The sequence below is a fragment of the Acinetobacter sp. CIP 51.11 genome (assembly GCF_000369665.1).
GTDB lineage: Bacteria > Pseudomonadota > Gammaproteobacteria > Pseudomonadales > Moraxellaceae > Acinetobacter > Acinetobacter lwoffii_S.
The window spans coordinates 526,733-544,515 of the sequence record NZ_KB850128.1; the positions used below are offsets into that span (position 1 = coordinate 526,733).

A 17,783-nucleotide genomic window follows, 5' to 3' on the forward strand; every position below is an offset into this window, starting at 1 on the left:
TCTTTAAACGGATTAAAGTCACCTGAACGCTTCACTGGCGGACGAGCGGTGCATTGGATGTGTGTAACTTTCACTGTCACATTGCTCGAAGATCATCCCTTCTTTATAGAAAGTGTCTTGATACGGAATTGTCGTCGTATCTTTACAAACTGTGCAGATCCAATGCATCAACGCTGTAGCCTGAAGTCGTCTTCAGGTTGCGACTAATCTGATGTGTATCAGTTTACGTTTAAAAACCAACAAAGTTGGCGACATATTTTTTAAGACAAACTGATTTATGTACCTGAGGTACAATTAAACGCAACAGTTTGCTTTGTTTGCCGATATAATAAGCCTTCGGCGTGGCATAATTCTTTGGGGACCTTCCCGTATCATGTGAGTCTTTAATTGAACAATCAAGTTCAGAAAAATCTGAAATGATTCAACTTTTACTCACAAACGATGGTTTCCGTGCGCTGACTATATCAAACCTTGCATCATCTGCCTATGGGCTAAGCTTATGTTTCTTGTGTAAAGCATAACCTAAGTGATCAGTTTTTAATCAATTTTAGTATTTTTTGGGTCATAGTAACTGTATGAATTCTACGCAACAATGGCAAAACGTCACTTGGTTTGAAGTGGATGAACATCAAGATGGACAACGCATCGATAATTTCCTGTTTAGTCGTCTGAAAGGTGTGCCAAAAAGCCGTATCTATCGTCTGATTCGTGAAGGCCAGGTTCGCGTTAATAAAAAACGCATTAAAGCAGAAACCAAACTCGCAATCGGTGACCAGATTCGCGTTGCGCCGATTCGCTATGAACAGAAAGATGAATCTGCTGCACCTGTTTCTGACAAAGTGGCACAAGGCTTATTGGCCCGTGTGATTTATGAAGATGAAGGTTTGATGGTCGTGAATAAACCTTCCGGGATTGCTGTGCATGGTGGTAGCGGTGTGGCCTATGGCCTGATTGAGGGCTTGCGTGCCGCAACCGGTAAAAAGTATCTGGAACTGATTCACCGGATTGACCGTGATACTTCCGGTCTGGTGATGATTTCCAAAAAGCGTAGCGTGCTGAAAACATTACAAGATATGTTGCGTGAACATAAAATCAAAAAAACCTATGCCGCTGTAGTAAAAGGGCAGGTCAGTCTGGATAAACAGCTGATTGATGCACCTTTACATCGTTACGAGCTGGCCAATGGTGAACGTCGTGTCTGCGTGTCGCCGAAAGAAGGCAAAGAGTCTAAGACCCAGTGGAATGTGCAGGAACGTTTTATGCATGCCACACTGGTATATGCATCTCCGCTTTCGGGTCGTACCCATCAGATTCGTGTTCATGGTTTGAGTATTGGTCATCCGCTAGTAGGCGATGAAAAGTATGGTCATGAAACAGAATATCGTGGGCCAAAACCACGCCGTTTGTGTTTACATGCAATGCGTCTGGACATTCCGGGCTATCCAGTGATTGAAGCGCCATTACCGGAAGATATGCAGAGTCTGGTGGCGCAGTTAAGAGCGCAGAAGGCGGATAAACCGGCTGCTCAGTAAGGAATTATTTTTTTCTTTTAATAAATTCAATCCACCCTCACCCTCCTTTGAAAAAGGAGGGAATTCCCCTCTTTCTTAAAGAGGGGCTAGGGAAGATTTTAGGCATTAGCCCTTTCCTTTAAAAAGGAGAGGGGGGACATCACGTAAAATCTTCTGTCATTTGCTCAGATTACGTGAAGCTAGTATTTTAATGTTTAGAAGCATTATGTACGAAGAAAAAATGTTTTCTCTCTCCTAATTAGAAGTGGGAATCTGTCTCAGATCTTTTTGAATAGTTTTGATTCTATCAAGTGTCATCATATAAATTTGACTGTCAGTTATTCAGTATTGGATCTCTCTCTCTCGTTTTAGGAGAGGGTTGGGGTGAGGTGAAGAACACTAGTCTCTCAAAGTTTTGTCAAACACCGAATAAAATCTAGGAAACCTTTTATGAACTCACCTTTAAAATTGGTCATTTTCGATTGGGATGGCACTTTATTTGACTCAGTTGGTCAAATCGTAGCGAGTTTGCAGTTTGCCGCACAGCTATTTCAGCAGCCTTTAACGGATGCAGATGCGAAAAGTATTATTGGACTAGGTTTACCTGAAGTTGCACAGCAACTTTTCCCAACCGTGCCAGAATTACATAGCGATATTTTACAGGCCTATTCAGATCACTATGTTGCCAACTCATCAGGAGATTCCTGGTTTGAAGGCGTAGCGCACATGCTCGCGGATTTACAGCAGCAAGGCGTGAAACTGGCTGTCGCTACAGGGAAAAGTCGTAAAGGTCTGGATCGTGTATTGAAACAGACGAACAGTGAGGAGCTATTTGTGACCACGCGCGCAGCCAGCGAAACCCTTTCCAAACCTCATCCATTAATGTTAGAAGAAATTCTGGCAGAAACCGGTGTGCAGGCTGAACATGCGATTATGGTCGGTGATACGTCTTATGATCTGGAAATGGCGCAAAATATTGCCATGCCAAGTGTTGGGGTAAGTTATGGCGTACATGCGCCTGAACTTTTGGCTCAATTTAATCCAGTCTGTATCGTGGATGATGTGGCTGCTTTGCATAGTGCATTGTTGGCTAAAGTCCAATGGAAACAAGCAGTTTAATCCAGTATCTTGGTTGCAGTGCAAGAAATGTGTTTCCCCGGTTTGAATTGGCTGGGGAATGCTGCAGATTTAAGCGCTGGATCTTATCTTTTAGTCTAAAGTCGTAATTGTACTGATTTTATTCGGTCATATTATGGCAGTTATTTTGCTAAATAACGATGTATTTTAAATAATAAGATTTTGTTTTATTTCGTTTTTTATAAATTATTCTTATAGATAATAGCTATAGCAAAAAATAAAATAACTATTGGCACAAACGCCGGATTTTTCCCATCCTAAAACTGTTTATTCCTATGCTCGCTCTGAGAAAGACATTCCATGCGGATGATCAGCCTGATCCTTTGCATACTTTCTGTCCCTCTTAGATCCCGGCATAAGCCTAATTTTTGCAGTTTAAGGAAACATTGATGTCGAATTCTGCTGTTATTGAATCAGTTGCACAAGCACTTCGTAGCGCTGAATTATCACAAACTGCGATCGCACCGATTCGCCCGGAACTTGGCGGTGAAAGTGCTGACGTAGATATCGCCTATGCCGTTCAGGAAGTGAATACCGAGCGTGCTTTGTCTGAAGGTCGCCGTCTGGTGGGTCGTAAAATTGGTTTGACGTCTAAAGTCGTTCAAGCGCAACTAGGTGTAGATCAGCCGGATTTCGGTATGTTATTTGCCGACATGGCCTATGGCGATGGTGAAGCAATTCCAGCCGGCCTTCTGATTCAGCCGAAAGTTGAAGCGGAAATCGCATTGGTGATTAACCAGGATTTAACCAAAGAAAAACACACCTATGCAGACATTATCAGCGCAACTGATTATGCATTGCCTGCAATTGAAGTGGTCGATAGCCGTATCGAAAACTGGAAAATCAGCCTGATTGATACTGTGGCGGATAACGCATCTTCTGCTGCATTTGTCTTGGGTTCTCAGCCGGTTAAATTAGAAAATCTTGATCTGGTGAACTGCAAGATGGTGATGACGCGCGGTGAGGAAGTCGTTTCTCAAGGCGTGGGTAAAGCATGTCTGGCCAACCCATTGAATGCTGCTGTTTGGCTGGCTGATGAAATGGTACGCCGTGGTCGTCCGCTGTTAAAAGGCGACATCATCTTGACGGGTGCCTTAGGTCCAATGGTTGTGGCGCAACCAGGTGATGAATTCAAAGTTGAAATTGAAGGCTTCGGTTCAGTAACCGCTGCATTCGCTGCTGAATAATCAAGATTCCAAGAGAGTACATTCATGAAAAAGATTAAATGTGCAATGATCGGTCCAGGGAATATTGGTACTGATTTGCTTTATAAATTACAACGTAGCGAATGGTTAGAACCTGTTTGGATGGTGGGGATTGACCCGACTTCTGAAGGTTTGGCGCGTGCTGCGAAAATGGGTTTAAAAACCACAGCTGAAGGCGTTGATGGTCTTCTTCCTCATGTGATTGTTGATGACATCAAAATTGCATTCGATGCAACTTCTGCCTATGTCCATGCTGAAAACAGCCGCAAGCTGAATGAACTTGGCGTGTTGATGATCGACTTAACGCCTGCTGCGATTGGTCCATTTTGTGTACCACCAGTCAACCTTGAAGCATTACTACAAGCGGGCGAAGTACCAAACGTGAACATGGTGACATGTGGCGGTCAGGCAACGATTCCGATGGTGGCTGCGGTTTCTCGCGTTCAACCTGTTGAATACGGCGAAATCATTGCAACTGTATCGACTAAGTCGGTTGGTCCGGGAACGCGTAAAAACATTGATGAATTCACATGTACTACTGCAGGTGCCATTGAGAAAGTCGGCGGCGCGAAACAAGGTAAAGCGATCATCATCATTAACCCGGCTGAGCCACCTCTAATGATGCGTGATACTGTTCACTGTCTAGTAGAAGGTGAGCCGGATCAGGCAGCGATCACTGAATCTGTACATGCCATGATCAAGGAAGTTCAAAAATACGTACCAGGTTACAAGCTTGTAAATGGTCCTGTATTTGATGGCAACCGTGTATCAATTTACTTGGAAGTTGAAGGTCTGGGTGACTTCCTGCCGAAATACGCAGGCAACCTGGATATTATGACTGCAGCAGCTGCACGTACTGCAGAAATGTTCGCAGAACACGTGTTCAACACCGCTGAAGCTTAAAGGAATACCAAAATGTCTAAGATTATTGTTCATGATATGACTTTACGTGATGGTATGCACCCGCAGCGCCATCAAACGACTGTTGAGCAAATGATTGCAATTTCAACAGCACTTGATGATGCCGGCGTACCTTTAATTGAAGTAACGCACGGTGACGGCCTTGGCGGTTCATCAGTGAACTACGGTTTTGCTGCTGCAACGGATGAAGAATATTTATCCGCTGTTGTGCCACGTATGAAAAATGCAAAAATTTCTGCATTGCTTTTACCTGGTATCGGTACGGTTGACCATTTGAAAATGGCACATGAAATTGGTGTCTCTACCATTCGTGTGGCGACGCATTGTACTGAAGCGGATTGTTCTGAGCAGCACATCACCGCTGCACGTAAACTAGAAATGGACACCGTCGGTTTCTTAATGTTGGCGCATATGGCATCTCCTGAAAAATTGCTTGAAGAAGCAAACAAGATGGTGTCTTACGGTGCAAACTGTATTTACGTGACAGATTCAGCGGGTTATATGCTTCCGCAGGACGTGATCGACCGTGTGGGTCACTTACGTCAACACTTGGATTCAAGCATTGAGCTTGGTTTCCACGGTCACCACAACTTAGGCATGGGTGTATCGAATACTGTTGCTGCGGTTCAAGCGGGTGCGGTACGTGTTGATTTGGCGTCTGCAGGTTTAGGTGCTGGTGCGGGTAATACACCACTCGAATTGTTTATCGCTGTGGCAAACCGTATGGGTATGGACACTGGTGTTGACTTGTTTAAAGTACAAGACGTTGCTGAAGATCTGGTGATTCCAATGATGCACAACCCGATCCGTGCCGACCGTGATGCGGCAACTTTAGGTTATGCCGGTGTTTACTCTTCATTCCTGTTGTTTGCTAAACGCGCTGAAGCGAAATATGGCGTATCTGCGCGTGAAATCCTGATGGAACTTGGTCGCCGTGGTACGGTTGGTGGTCAGGAAGACATGATTGAAGACCTGGCATTAACCATGTCTAAAGCGCGTGAGTTACAAGCTTAATTTTTAATGCAATCGTATTAAAATAAGGCTAATAAAAAAGCATCCAAAGTGGATGCTTTTTTATTATGAAGTAGTTTTAATAATATATTAAAACTCTGATCTCAGATATTTTAGTTATAGTGTTATGTGAAGATTATTTTAGTTTAATTTTTTCCTTAAACATAAAAACGATAAATAAAAAATAGTGGCTCAATATTTTAAAAAAAAATTGCGCTTATTAATAGAGAAAACAAAAAATAAATTAAATATCCGGTCAAATTTTTATTTTCTTTAATCGGTTTAAAATCTAAGAGATTGAGCGCTTAAATCTGGGCTTGGAATATGGAGAGCTAAAAGAGCAAAAGTTTAATACTGTGGTCGGATTTTTTATTTAAACCGACTTGCGCATGATGGCGGCATGGATTTTATCAGCTGAATGGGGAACTCATCATGCGTCGTCACAATTTACGGATTGCAATGCTTGCTGCGACAGCAACTTTAGGGACAACTGCAACGAATGCAGACTTTATTGACGACAGCAATGTTCAACTCAAATTTAAAAACTTTTATCTAGACCGTCAGTATCAAGATAACTACTCATCACGTAACTGGGGTTCTTGGTCACAAGGCGTGACTCTGGATGCCAAGTCCGGTTATCACGATATCGGTGGTGGTGTGCAGGTCGGTGCTGATGTACTGGTTCAGCATGCAGTTAAACTCAATGGCCGTGATAAAAATCCGGACTGGGTTTTACCACACGATGGCAAAGAATCAAAAGACCATTTCGGTAAAGTCGGCGCGACCTTAAAAGCCAAAGTGTCACAAACTGAACTGAAAGTCGGTGAGTTATTGCCTGTATCTCCAGTCTTGGTATTTGATCCATCGCGTCAGTTATTGACGACTTATAGTGGTGCCTGGTTAGAGTCTAAAGACCTTAAAGATACCAAGTTAACTCTGGCTTATATTGATGGTATTAACAACCGTTATGACAACCAGTTCCGTGATTTAACTAAATTTGCTCCACCAAGTTTCTATGATACGGGTGCTGAAGCTGATGGCATGTGGATTGCGGGTGTAGACCACCAACTTACTAAAGAAGTAGGGGCGAGCTACTGGTATGCCGATGTTCAAGACATTTACCAACAGCATTATCTGGGTGTGAATTATAAAACTGCGCTTGGTGAAAAAACCAAATTAGATAGCCACATCCGTTACTTCGATAACTCGGAGTCAGGTGACAAGCTGTATGGTGAGATCGATAACCAAGCATTATCTGTCGCTGCAAAAGTGAATCATGGTGCACATACCGTAGGTGTAGGTTACCAGCAAATGTTTGGTGATAGCGCATTCCCGACATTGGGTGGCTGGGTGCCACAGCCTTATCTGGCGAACTGGGGGGTAGCGACTTTTACCGCGCCAGAAGAAAAGTCATGGAGTGTTTCTTATGGCTATGACTTCTCTGAAATGGGTGCAAAAGGCTTAAATGCAACAGCCGTATATTTCAAAGGTTATGATCAGAAAGGTACTGGGGCGTATCAAGGTCAGAACTTCAATACGGATGAAGTGAATGCCATCGTGAACTACACTGTGCCAGAAGGTAAATTAAAAGGTTTGGGTGTACAGGCGATGTATATTGATGTGAATTTTGCCAATCCAGCAAAACCAGACCTGCAAGAATACCGTGTCGCCACCACTTATACGCATAAATTCTAATACGCGTATATTTTAAAAGCAGTCAGTCTTCTGGCTGCTTTTTGGTTTAAGAATGCAGTTAAAGCCTTAGTTTATGTAGGGTTTAATTTATAAAAAAATATATAAAACAAATACTTAAATTATATCTATTTTGTTGGGTGCAATCGTAATTTTGTATCAGTTTGCTGCGGTTGAGCGGTTAATATAAGGGTGTACACAAGTCATTTTAATGAGTCAACTTGACGTCGAATTCTTGAAAATAGAGGGACACGCAAGCGAAAGACTGTAAGAGGAAGCAATATGAGCACTGTTCAAATCCCTGACTATCAAACAGATCCATTCTTTGGCTTAGAAGACAAATGGATTGAAACTGCTGAAGGCGAGTTGACCCATTACCACGAAATTGGTGAAGGTACGCCTATTCTATTTTTACACGGTTCAGGTACAGGTGTATCGGCCGCGGCAAACTGGTGGTTAAACCTGCCACAAATTGGTGAGCAAGCGCGTTGTATCGCGATTGATACCATTGGTTATGGCCAAACTGTGGTTGCACCGGGTACTGAATATGGTATCCGTGCCTGGGTAGATCATGCGATCCGTACGCTAGATGCTTTGGGTATCGAAAAAACCTGGTTGGTCGGTAACTCTCTGGGTGGCTGGTTAGCATTCCAGATGGCATTGGATTATCCAGATCGTATTTTGGGTATCGTGTCTATGGGTACGGGCGGTGCGAAACAGACAGCTGCACTTAAAGCTCACGCAAACCCAGTTCTTACAGAAGAAGGAATCAAGAAAACCCTTTCTATGTTTGTCGTAAACAAAGACCTGATTACTGATGAACTGGTAAAAGTACGTTTTGCTTCTGCTGCAAATGACTATGCATCAAATCGTTTAATGGATGTGGTTGGCGCACGTGACCGTGACCGTTTCGAATTCCCATTAGACTTCGAAAAAATGAAAGACATTACTGTGCCTGTACTATTGATTCATGGTACGCAAGACGTGGTGATTCCGGTTTCTCGTACTTGGGACATCCTGAACATCGTGCCAAATGCTGATGCACATATCTTCAGCCAATGTGGTCACTGGTCTCAAGTTGAAAAAGCAGATGAGTTCAACACTGTGATCAAAAACTACTTGGCTGTACACGGCGTAAAATAAGCTCGATGTAGTTTTAAAAAGGATGGCTTCGGTCATCCTTTTTTATATCGGGAATATTTAAGGTAGCGTACCTAAGTGAGTTTGATTCTCATTTATTTGGATAAATCTAAAAATCTAATAATTTTTATAGGTTTGAGCTATTTAAACTGAGAAAAATCCGAATTAAATTTTATTAGACTTAAGTGGTAAATGCAGCACATTTAGAGCTAAAAATACACAATTTTGGTCGAGGTCAAGTGACAAATTTAAACGCTAGAAATAGATTCTTTATCACAAAATAGAATTAAAAACGAATTCTTAAGCATAAAATAATAAAATAATAAAAGCACATGCCTATCAAAAGTTGAATGGCATATGCCTGATAGAGGGAAGAAATGGGATTAATTTTGTTCGCTACGGTAAATATCCAGATAGAACACACGGGTCAAAAGTTCAAGAAATTTGCTGACGGCATAGGATTTGTTGTTTTTATGGTAGCTGACATACAGGTCTAAATAGGGCAACTCCACGTCCAGCGGACGAATCACGGTATTATCCATGGTCAGCGGTGCAATATAGCCCGGCAAAATGGTACAGCCCAAGCCCATTCCGATCGAGTTGATATTAAATAAAATATTATCGGCCTTTTGCACAATATTGAATTCAATGCCGTTGGCTTTGGCAAAGTCCAGAATCGCCTGATTCAGGGTCAATGACTGCTCTGCTGATGGAATAATAAAATCAATACCATTCAATGCTTTAACAGGAATTCTTTCGTATTTTGCTAAAGGGTGATCTTTAGGCAGCAGGAAAATCAGCGGTTCACGAATCACGAACTGGCTTTCAATTTCATCACTATTGAAATTATGACGGGTAAATGTCAGATCCAAATCACCTTTTTTTAACAAACGCATTTGCTCATTGTTGTTCAGGCTGAGCAGTTCAATTTTTAAATCCGGGTTCTGTACACGTAGATTTGGCAAGATATACGGGAAGATTTTCATCTCGGCTACCGGTACAAAACCGATGCGGAGCATTTGCTGCTTGGCCTGTGACACCTGACGTGCCATGGCAACGGCCTTGTCCGCTTGTGCCAGGGTGAGACGGGCCTGTTCCAGGAATACGGCGCCTTCTTCGGTCAGCTCTACTTTACGTTTGGTTCGGTTGAGTAGTTTTACCCCAACATCTTCTTCCAGGTCTTTGATTTGCTGGCTAAGTGAGGGTTGAGCCGTATAAAGTTTAAGTGCTGCCTTACTAAAATTGAGCTCTTCAGCAACGGTGATAAAGTAGCGAAGGTGTCGTAATTCCATGTCATCAACCCAAAGAGTAATCCAAAAAATGTCTTACTATAATTTCCTCAAAGTATAATCTATAAACAACTATGTCGTGAAGATTATTTTCCCATTCATAAACTAAATGCTCTGGCGGGATTAATAGATGTTTTAATATAAAAATTCACGTGCTTAATAATTGCTTTAAGCTCTTAATTGAAACAAAAAAAATATTTCCCGAAAAACGCTGTCAAATCCATCATCGTTGAAAAGTTGAGTCTATTACTTTGTGCCAAAGATAGGTCACAGGAGAGCTTTTCATGAGTGGAAAAATTGATGTGCGCGAAATCGATGCTTTAGTCGATGCACAAAATGGACGTATTACGCCATCTATTTATACAGATCCTGACATTTACGAATTAGAACTCGAACGTGTTTTCGGTCGTACTTGGTTATTCCTTTGCCATGAAAGCCAAATTCCTAAGGCTGGTGATTTCTTCAACACCTATATGGGTGAAGATCCAATCATTGTGGCACGTCAAAAAGACGGCTCAATCAAAGCATTTTTAAACCAGTGCCGTCACCGCTCTATGCGTGTGAGCTTCGCTGACTGTGGTAATACCCGTGCATTTACTTGCCCGTACCACGGTTGGTCATACGGCATTGACGGTTCTTTAAAAGATATCCCGCTTGAAGATCGTGCTTACCCACATGGTGCATGTAAAGAGCAATGGGGTCTGGTTGAAGTGAATCGTGTGAAGTCTTACAAAGGCTTGGTATTCGCTTGTTGGGATGAAACCACACCTGACCTAGAAGAATACATGGGTGATATCGCTTGGTACTTAGATGGCGTTGTTGACCGTCGTCCAGGTGGTACTGAAATCATTGGTGGTGTACACAAGTGGGAAATCGAGTGTAACTGGAAGTTTGCAGCGGAACAGTTTGCATCTGACCAATACCACGCATTGTTCTCTCACGCTTCTGCGATCCAAGTATTGGGCGCGAAACCAGATGACGAATCTTCTAAGAAATTAGGTGCTGCGCAAACTGCTCGTCCAGTTTGGGAAACTGCGAAAGACGCGATCCAGTATGGTTCACGCGGTCATGGTTCAGGCTTCTTCTTCACAGAGAAACCAGACGCAAACGTGTGGGTTGACGGTGAAGTTGCCAACTACTTCCGTGAAACGTACGACGAAGTTAAAGAGCGCCTAGGCGAGACTCGTGCACTGCGTCTTGCAGGTCACAACACCATGTTCCCAACTTTGTCTTGGTTGAACGGTACTGCAACACTTCGTGTATGGCACCCACGTGGTCCAAACAAAACTGAAGTGTGGGCATTCTGTATTGCTGATGCTGAAGCATCTCAAGAAGTGAAAGAAGCATTTGAACGTTCTGCAACGCGTGCCTTTGGTCCAGCCGGTTTCCTGGAGCAAGATGACTCTGAAAACTGGATCGAGATCCAAAAAGTTTTACGTGGTTATAAAGCGCGTCAAAACAAACTCATTATGGAAATGGGTAAAGGCAACGAAAAAGTACGTGAAGATGGTATCCCAGGTATCACCAACTACATTTTCTCTGAAACTGCAGCACGTGGTATGTACCGCCGCTGGGCAGATTTATTGATCCATGAAAAATGGGAAGACGTGGAAAAAGCAGCTGACGAATATGAGAAGGGGCTTATGAAATGAGTCAAATCAGCTTAGAACTTCATCACCAAATTAGTCAGTTCCTTTATCGCGAAGCAAAATTGCTAGACGATTGGAAATTCCGCGAATGGTTAGATACGTTAGCTGAAGATATTTCTTACACGCTACGTACCACGCCAAACGCACAAACCCGTGACCGTCGTCGTTCAGTTGAACCACCTACCACTTGGGTATTCAACGACACCAAAGACTTGCTCGAACGTCGTGTTGCGCGTCTTGAAACCGGTATGGCCTGGGCTGAAGAGCCTCCATCACGTACCACCCACATGGTGAGCAACGTGATCGTAGAGCCAACTGAAGTTGAAGGCGAATACGACGTGTACGTAACGTATTTGCTATATCGTACGCAAAAAGAGAAAGACATTGTCATTTACTGCGGTAAACGTCATGACAAGATCCGTAAAGTTGAAGGCGGCCTCGGCTTCCAGATCTTCAACCGTAAGATCACGCTTGATCAAGCGACATATAGCTCACATAACCTGAGTGTATTCTTCTAATGAATAAGATTTTTGTTTGCCAAGTTGACGAATTAGACGAAGGCGAAGCGTTAAAAGTAGATTGTGGCGTAAACGGTATCGAAGCGCTGGCTGTATTTAACAATGGCGGTGAATTCTTCGCTATGAACGATAAATGCAGTCATGGTAATGCTTCTATGTCGGAAGGTTACCTTGAAGATGACGGTACTGTTGAATGTCCATTACATTCAGCACGTTTCTGTTTAAAAACAGGTGAAGCATTGTGTCTACCTGCAACTGATCCAATCAAAACATTCCCAGTGATTGTTGAAGATGGTCAATTGTTTGTAGAGATGGCAGGAGAGTAAGCATGGGTTGGCTACAAGGCGAAGTTGCACTTATTACTGGTGGTGGTTCAGGCTTAGGCTGGGCTTTGGTAGAGCGTTTTATTGAGGAAGGTGCACAAGTTGCGGTTCTTCAACGTTCAAAAGCTAAAGTAGATGCATTAAATGAACACTTCGGTGGAAAAGTTCTTGCGATCGAAGGTGATGTAGCCAGCTATGCAGATAATGTTCGTGCAGTTCAAGCAACTGTGGAACGTTTCGGTAAACTCGATTGTTTCGTTGGTAATGCCGGTATCTGGGATCACTATGCCGATATCGTCAATACCTCAGGTGAGCAGCTGGAGAAAGCCTTTGACGAGATTATGGGCATTAATACCAAATCTCTGATCCTCGGTGCGAAGGCTGCACTGGATGCATTGATCGCTTCTGAAGGTTCTATCATATTTACTTTGTCTAATTCGGCACTGTACTCCGCTGGCGGAGGCCCTGTATATACTGCATCTAAGCATGCAGGGGTGGGCATTATGAAAGAACTGGCCTACGAGCTTGCGCCTAAAGTACGAGTGAACGCGGTTGCGCCGTCAGGTATGAATGTGAATATCAAAGGCGCGGCATCGCTCGGCCAGGAAAATGTGGGCCTGCTCGATGCGCGTGATCCTGAGAAAATTGCACGTGGCATGCCACTGAATTTCTTGCCTGAACCGGAAGATATGACCGGTTCATACGTGCTGTTGGCATCTCGTCAAAACAACCGTCCTTTGACTGGTGTTCTGATCAATGCAGAATGCGGTCTGGGTATTCGTGGCCTACGTCAGCCACGTGCAGGTTTCTTTGACGAATAAACATCTAGTCTCATTCAAATGGACTTACCGGCAGCCTCTTCTCTCAGGGCTGCTTTCCTTCTAGGAGTCTCTCATGGCCGTTAAACTTATTTGTGCATCGCACAGTCCTTTAATGGAATTTGCTTCACCTCAAGATCAATCAAAAAAGCAAAAAGTTCGTGCTGCTTTTGAAAAACTCTCTGCTGAAGTAAAAGCTTACGACCCAACCCTGATCATCACTTTTGGTCCAGATCATTTTAATGGTTTCTTCTATGACCTGATGCCAAGTTTCTGCGTCGGTATTCGTGCCAAAGCTGCAGGTGACTGGGATTATGGTAAAGACAATGATCATATTGATGTACCTGAAGACAAGGCATTAGATCTGGTTCGACGTGTACTGGATGAAGGCGTGGATGTTGCCTACTCATACCGTATGCAGGCCGACCATGGCGTGACTCAGCCCTTACATTTCCTGTGTGAAGGCAAACTTGATCGTTATCCAACGATTCCAATTTTTATTAATGGCGCTGCTGCACCTATGCCAACCACCAAACGTACCATCGCTTTGGGCCGTGCTGTGGGTCAATACATCAAGTCTTTAAACCTTGAAAATGAGCGTGTGCTTGTTTTAGGTACCGGTGGTCTTTCACATGATCCACCTACACCGCAAATGGGTGCAGTACCACCAGAAGTGGAAGAGTTCCTGATTGCAGGCCGTTATCCAACGCCTGAAGCACGTCATGCACGTCAATCCAAAATTATTGCAGTGGGTCAAAAGCTGGCAGCAGGGGATACGTCAGTTGCCGTGCCTTTGAATGCTGAATGGGATATTGCCCTGCTGGAAACCTTCAAGAACGCTGATTTTGCAACATTAGAAGCGATGACTGAAGCTGAAATCCGCCGTGATGGTGGTCGTGGTGGTCAGGAAGTCCGTTCTTGGATGGCTGCCTTCGCTGCCTTAAGCGAAATGGGTGAGTATGAAATGACCACGCATTGCTATGAAGACATCAGCGAATGGATTGCCGGCTTCGGTATCGTATCTGCAGAGTTAAAAGGTTAAGAAAATGAGCAACGTAAACAACATCGTGATCGTGGGTGCTGGCCAGGCAGGTGCGAGCGCAATTTTAGAACTTCGTGGCAACAAGTATGAAGGCAAAATCACTTTAATTGGTGATGAAAGCCATCTTCCTTATGAGCGTCCACCGTTGTCTAAAGATGTGATTCTAAAACCTGAAGAGACCAAGATCGAAATCCTGTCAGAACAGAAACTGGCAGATTTAGGGGTGGAAACAATTCGCGGTAATGGCGTGATGAAAATCAATGCCGAAGCGAAAACGGTTGAACTCCTGAACGGTGATGTTGTTGCTTACGACAAACTCTTGCTTGCAACAGGTGGCACCGCGCGCCGTTTGCCTAATTTCGATGCTTTGGGCAAACACGTTTATACCCTGCGTAACCTGGAAGATTCACAAGCGCTGGTGCCTGTGCTTCAAGCCGGTCGCCGTATCATCCTGATTGGTGGTGGCGTGATTGGTCTTGAGCTGGCATCTTCAGCACGTTACAAAGACTGTCAGGTGACTGTGATCGAAATGGGTCCAATGGTCATGGGCCGTTGTTCACCACAAATCCTGAGCGAATTCCTGCTGGAACAGCATCGTCAAAACCAGGTCGATGTGCGTCTTGAAACCAAGATTGCAGATTGCCGTTTAGACGGAGAAGAAGTCGTGGTAACGCTGGAAGGCGGTGAAGAGCTTCGTGCTGATGCTGTAGTTTACGGAATCGGGATCGTGCCAAATGCACAGCTTGCCGTAGATGCCGGTCTGGACGTTGATGTTGCGATTAAAGTCAATGAACATTGCCAAACCTCGAATGCTGACATTTATGCAGCAGGCGATGTTGCGACTCAGTTGCGTGACTGTGGCAATCACCGCCGCGTGGAAACCTGGGAAAATGCCAACCTTCAGGCAGGTATCTTTGCGCGTCACGTGATGGGGGTGGAACATCCGAAAGCCAATCCGGCCTGGTTCTGGACGGATCAGCTGAATATCAATTTCCAGTTTGTCGGCGATATGGCCGCAGCTGAATGGCATATCCGTGGTGAAATGGATACAGCCAAAGGTGCAGACAATTCATTCGTGATGTATGGTGTGACTGATGGTCAGATCGTTGGCGGGATTACCGTGAATGCAGCCAAAGAAATGCGTCATTTGAAAAAAATGATCAGCAAAAGTACGGCGTTTGATGTTGAAAAACATTTGGATATCGCGCAAGACTTACGCAAAATTGCTTAAGTTGTATTGAGATATTTTTGGACAGACCTATGTTTTGCATAGGTCTGTTTTTTATGCACGAAACTTGATGAATTTATCAAAAATTAAAACTTCATCTCAGCATGAATTCGCTATACGCTATTTTTGAAGTTGCTGATCCAGAACTTCTTGGCCTCGTTTAGGAGACTTATGAGTTCTTCATCTTCATTGCCGGTCACGGCAAGTATTTACGCTTTATTGGTGCTGATCTGGGCGGCAACGCCACTGGCGATTGTCTGGAGCGTGGCCGAGATTCACCCGATGTGGGTGCTGATCATTCGCTATTTTGGTGCCTTGATTATTGCGTTGTTCCTGCTGAAGATCATGCGCGACCCGCTGCCTTTTGACCGCACTTCAATGAAAAGTTATCTGGCAGGCAGTTTGAATTTAATCGGTGCGCAGCTGTTTATTTATCTGGCGGCCAATTATCTGACCTCAGGTTTGATGGCGCTAATTTTTGGTTTTTCACCGCTGATCGCCGGTTTAATCGGTCATGTGATTTTAAAAACCCATAAACTGATCTGGCTGCAATGGCTCGGCATGGCAGTGGCCGTCGCCGGTTTATGTTTTGTTTTTGCCGACTCGGCAGACAGCAAGATCAATCCTTGGGGTGTAGTGCTGATGCTGATCAGTATGGTGTCTTATATCAGCTCGATCTTCTGGGTTAAACAGATCAGTGCCCCCTTGAGTCCGATGTCGCAAGCTACAGGTTCATTGCTGGTCTCCGTGGCTGGTTCAGTCATTTTAGTGCCGTTTATCTGGCAACATATGCCGACTCAGTTACCTAGCACACAGGCCATGATCGGTTTTATATTTACCATGATCATGTCTTCGATTGTGGCAATGCTGTGTTATTTCTGGCTGATTCGCCGTCTAAATGCTTCCACCGTCTCATTGAGTAATGTGATGACGCCAGTGATTGCCTTGGTACTGGGGGCAACCTTAAATCATGAAATTATCAGCAGTCATGCTTTTGCGGGAATTGCTGTGGTGATGTTCGGGATCATCATGTATTTCTGGAAAGAGTGGCGCGAACAGTATTTTTCCAAGCATTAAAACTGTAAAAACCAAAAGGGCGAAAGCCCTTTTATTATTTGAGTAGAGAGTAAAGTGATTCAACAACGTGAGAGATCACGACTAAGCAACAATTTGTAAAACAACTTTCAAAAATAAATGATTAAGATTTTGATACATAAATCATTCAAGCTTGCACAAGCTTATTTAGGACAGTGTCAGGATGTCTGAATCCAATAAAATCGTAGTCTATGCAGCCCTGTTTGGTAATCTGGCGATTGCGCTGGTGAAATTTATTGCGTCCTATATAACCAATAGTTCTGCCATGTTCAGTGAGGCAATTCATTCCGTAGTAGATACCTTGAATGAAATTTTACTGTTATATGGCATGAAAAAATCAGAAAAACCGGCAAATGCCAAACATCCTTTTGGTTATGGGCGTGAACTGTATTTTTGGGCCTTTATTGTGGCACTGATGGTTTTTGCCCTGGGTGCGATTGTGTCCATCTATCAAGGGATACAGCATATTCTTCAACCTGAAGTCATGCAGGATCCATTGATCAATTATATTGTGCTGGGTCTGGCGATTCTTTTTGAAGGATTTTCATGGTCAGTGGCTTTAAAAACCTTTCGTAAACAAAAGGGAAATCTGGGATATTTTGAAGCATTTCGACACAGTAAAGATCCAACGACCTTTACCGTGTTATTTGAAGATACTGCCGCCCTGGTCGGTTTGGTGATTGCTCTGGTTGGTATTTTTCTGGCGCATCAACTGAATATTCCTGAATTGGACGGTGCCGCATCGATTTTAATTGGTATCGTGCTGGCGGTCTCTGCCTGGTTTCTGGCACGTGAAACCAAAGGTTTGTTACTAGGTGAAACGGCAGATCCAAGACTGCGTGAAAATGTATTAAACATTGCTCAACAGGATGCGGCAGTTTTCAGTGCCAATGGGGTATTGACTGAGCAGATGGGCGCTCAGCAAGTCATTGCATCATTGAGTCTGGAATTTAAAGATGATTTAACTTCTGATGAAATTGAAGCCTGTGTCAACCGGATCGAAGCGCAGATTAAACAGCTGCACCCGGAAATTATTGCTTTATTTGTGAAACCCCAAACCAAGGCCGTATGGCTGGAACGAACTCAAGGTCGTGTATAAAGATCTAAAAAACGCTTGAGGTTGGTATTTTGATCTCAACTTGCCTTTCTCGCACAATTGATGTGATGATACTGAGGTATGGCGAATTTCATCATAAAATCATCA

At 43.7% G+C, this 17,783-nt stretch carries 16 protein-coding genes; 15 read left to right on the forward strand and 1 reads right to left on the reverse strand.

Annotated elements, in window-relative coordinates; all coding sequences use genetic code 11:
- The first annotated feature begins 575 nt into the window (after positions 1-575).
- The 7 genes from F894_RS02750 (at position 576) to F894_RS02780 (ending at position 8,620) form a co-directional block, all read left to right on the forward strand.
- Positions 576-1,532, forward strand: a complete 957-nt coding sequence (locus tag F894_RS02750; protein WP_005245885.1) for an RluA family pseudouridine synthase — start codon at positions 576-578, stop codon at positions 1,530-1,532.
- Between the two features lie 429 nt (positions 1,533-1,961).
- Entirely contained in the window at positions 1,962-2,630 is a 669-nt protein-coding gene (locus tag F894_RS02755) for an HAD-IA family hydrolase (protein ID WP_005245886.1), read from the forward strand.
- A gap of 407 nt (positions 2,631-3,037) precedes the next feature.
- A complete protein-coding gene (locus tag F894_RS02760; RefSeq protein ID WP_005245887.1) occupies positions 3,038-3,835 on the forward strand; it encodes a 2-keto-4-pentenoate hydratase in 798 nt (265 codons plus the stop codon).
- Positions 3,836-3,859: 24 nt separating this feature from the next.
- On the forward strand, positions 3,860-4,756 hold the full coding sequence (locus tag F894_RS02765; RefSeq protein WP_005245889.1) for an acetaldehyde dehydrogenase (acetylating): 897 nt from the start codon (positions 3,860-3,862) through the stop codon (positions 4,754-4,756).
- 12 nt (positions 4,757-4,768) lie between these two features.
- Positions 4,769-5,788 (forward strand): 4-hydroxy-2-oxovalerate aldolase, encoded by a 1,020-nt coding sequence (dmpG, locus tag F894_RS02770; RefSeq protein ID WP_005245890.1) that lies wholly within the window; start codon positions 4,769-4,771, stop codon positions 5,786-5,788.
- A 429-nt stretch (positions 5,789-6,217) separates the two neighbouring features.
- Positions 6,218-7,480 (forward strand): OprD family outer membrane porin, encoded by a 1,263-nt coding sequence (locus tag F894_RS02775; protein ID WP_005245891.1) that lies wholly within the window; start codon positions 6,218-6,220, stop codon positions 7,478-7,480.
- Between the two features lie 279 nt (positions 7,481-7,759).
- Positions 7,760-8,620, forward strand: a complete 861-nt coding sequence (locus tag F894_RS02780) for an alpha/beta fold hydrolase (protein ID WP_004278523.1) — start codon at positions 7,760-7,762, stop codon at positions 8,618-8,620.
- Between the two features lie 380 nt (positions 8,621-9,000).
- Here F894_RS02780 and hcaR read toward each other — a convergent pair whose 3' ends face one another.
- A complete protein-coding gene (hcaR, locus tag F894_RS02785) occupies positions 9,001-9,909 on the reverse strand; it encodes a DNA-binding transcriptional regulator HcaR (RefSeq protein ID WP_005245892.1) in 909 nt (302 codons plus the stop codon).
- Positions 9,910-10,190: 281 nt separating this feature from the next.
- On the opposite strand from hcaR, the gene hcaE reads away from it, so the two are divergent.
- The 8 genes from hcaE (at position 10,191) to F894_RS02825 (ending at position 17,678) form a co-directional block, all read left to right on the forward strand.
- Positions 10,191-11,558, forward strand: coding sequence for a 3-phenylpropionate/cinnamic acid dioxygenase subunit alpha (gene hcaE / locus F894_RS02790; RefSeq protein ID WP_005245893.1), 1,368 nt, complete (start codon positions 10,191-10,193; stop codon positions 11,556-11,558).
- Complete coding sequence (gene hcaF / locus F894_RS02795; RefSeq protein WP_005245894.1) at positions 11,555-12,073, forward strand: 3-phenylpropionate/cinnamic acid dioxygenase subunit beta; 519 nt, start codon at positions 11,555-11,557, stop codon at positions 12,071-12,073. Before hcaE ends, hcaF begins: the two co-directional genes overlap by 4 nt.
- Positions 12,073-12,399: a 3-phenylpropionate/cinnamic acid dioxygenase ferredoxin subunit gene (gene hcaC, locus F894_RS02800; protein ID WP_004278517.1), complete on the forward strand. Its 327-nt coding sequence runs from the start codon at positions 12,073-12,075 to the stop codon at positions 12,397-12,399. Before hcaF ends, hcaC begins: the two co-directional genes overlap by 1 nt.
- Positions 12,400-12,401: 2 nt before the next feature.
- A complete protein-coding gene (gene hcaB, locus F894_RS02805; RefSeq protein ID WP_004278515.1) occupies positions 12,402-13,217 on the forward strand; it encodes a 3-phenylpropionate-dihydrodiol/cinnamic acid-dihydrodiol dehydrogenase in 816 nt (271 codons plus the stop codon).
- Between the two features lie 73 nt (positions 13,218-13,290).
- Positions 13,291-14,256, forward strand: coding sequence for a 3-carboxyethylcatechol 2,3-dioxygenase (locus F894_RS02810; protein ID WP_005245895.1), 966 nt, complete (start codon positions 13,291-13,293; stop codon positions 14,254-14,256).
- Positions 14,257-14,260: 4 nt separating this feature from the next.
- Positions 14,261-15,487, forward strand: coding sequence for a 3-phenylpropionate/cinnamic acid dioxygenase ferredoxin--NAD(+) reductase subunit (gene hcaD, locus F894_RS02815; protein WP_005245896.1), 1,227 nt, complete (start codon positions 14,261-14,263; stop codon positions 15,485-15,487).
- Between the two features lie 168 nt (positions 15,488-15,655).
- On the forward strand, positions 15,656-16,561 hold the full coding sequence (locus F894_RS02820; protein ID WP_005245898.1) for a DMT family transporter: 906 nt from the start codon (positions 15,656-15,658) through the stop codon (positions 16,559-16,561).
- Positions 16,562-16,742: 181 nt separating this feature from the next.
- On the forward strand, positions 16,743-17,678 hold the full coding sequence (locus F894_RS02825; RefSeq protein ID WP_005245899.1) for a cation diffusion facilitator family transporter: 936 nt from the start codon (positions 16,743-16,745) through the stop codon (positions 17,676-17,678).
- Positions 17,679-17,783: the final 105 nt, after the last annotated feature.

What these genes read in the sequence shown, in the direction of transcription:
- F894_RS02750 (WP_005245885.1), top strand. Translation starts at nt 576, where the DNA reads ATGAATTCTACGCAACAATGGCAAAACGTCACTTGGTTTGAAGTGGAT.
- F894_RS02755 (WP_005245886.1), top strand. Translation starts at nt 1,962, where the DNA reads ATGAACTCACCTTTAAAATTGGTCATTTTCGATTGGGATGGCACTTTA.
- F894_RS02760 (WP_005245887.1), top strand. Translation starts at nt 3,038, where the DNA reads ATGTCGAATTCTGCTGTTATTGAATCAGTTGCACAAGCACTTCGTAGC.
- F894_RS02765 (WP_005245889.1), top strand. Translation starts at nt 3,860, where the DNA reads ATGAAAAAGATTAAATGTGCAATGATCGGTCCAGGGAATATTGGTACT.
- dmpG (WP_005245890.1), top strand. Translation starts at nt 4,769, where the DNA reads ATGTCTAAGATTATTGTTCATGATATGACTTTACGTGATGGTATGCAC.
- F894_RS02775 (WP_005245891.1), top strand. Translation starts at nt 6,218, where the DNA reads ATGCGTCGTCACAATTTACGGATTGCAATGCTTGCTGCGACAGCAACT.
- F894_RS02780 (WP_004278523.1), top strand. Translation starts at nt 7,760, where the DNA reads ATGAGCACTGTTCAAATCCCTGACTATCAAACAGATCCATTCTTTGGC.
- hcaR (WP_005245892.1), bottom strand. Translation starts at nt 9,909, where the DNA reads ATGGAATTACGACACCTTCGCTACTTTATCACCGTTGCTGAAGAGCTC.
- hcaE (WP_005245893.1), top strand. Translation starts at nt 10,191, where the DNA reads ATGAGTGGAAAAATTGATGTGCGCGAAATCGATGCTTTAGTCGATGCA.
- hcaF (WP_005245894.1), top strand. Translation starts at nt 11,555, where the DNA reads ATGAGTCAAATCAGCTTAGAACTTCATCACCAAATTAGTCAGTTCCTT.
- hcaC (WP_004278517.1), top strand. Translation starts at nt 12,073, where the DNA reads ATGAATAAGATTTTTGTTTGCCAAGTTGACGAATTAGACGAAGGCGAA.
- hcaB (WP_004278515.1), top strand. Translation starts at nt 12,402, where the DNA reads ATGGGTTGGCTACAAGGCGAAGTTGCACTTATTACTGGTGGTGGTTCA.
- F894_RS02810 (WP_005245895.1), top strand. Translation starts at nt 13,291, where the DNA reads ATGGCCGTTAAACTTATTTGTGCATCGCACAGTCCTTTAATGGAATTT.
- hcaD (WP_005245896.1), top strand. Translation starts at nt 14,261, where the DNA reads ATGAGCAACGTAAACAACATCGTGATCGTGGGTGCTGGCCAGGCAGGT.
- F894_RS02820 (WP_005245898.1), top strand. Translation starts at nt 15,656, where the DNA reads ATGAGTTCTTCATCTTCATTGCCGGTCACGGCAAGTATTTACGCTTTA.
- F894_RS02825 (WP_005245899.1), top strand. Translation starts at nt 16,743, where the DNA reads ATGTCTGAATCCAATAAAATCGTAGTCTATGCAGCCCTGTTTGGTAAT.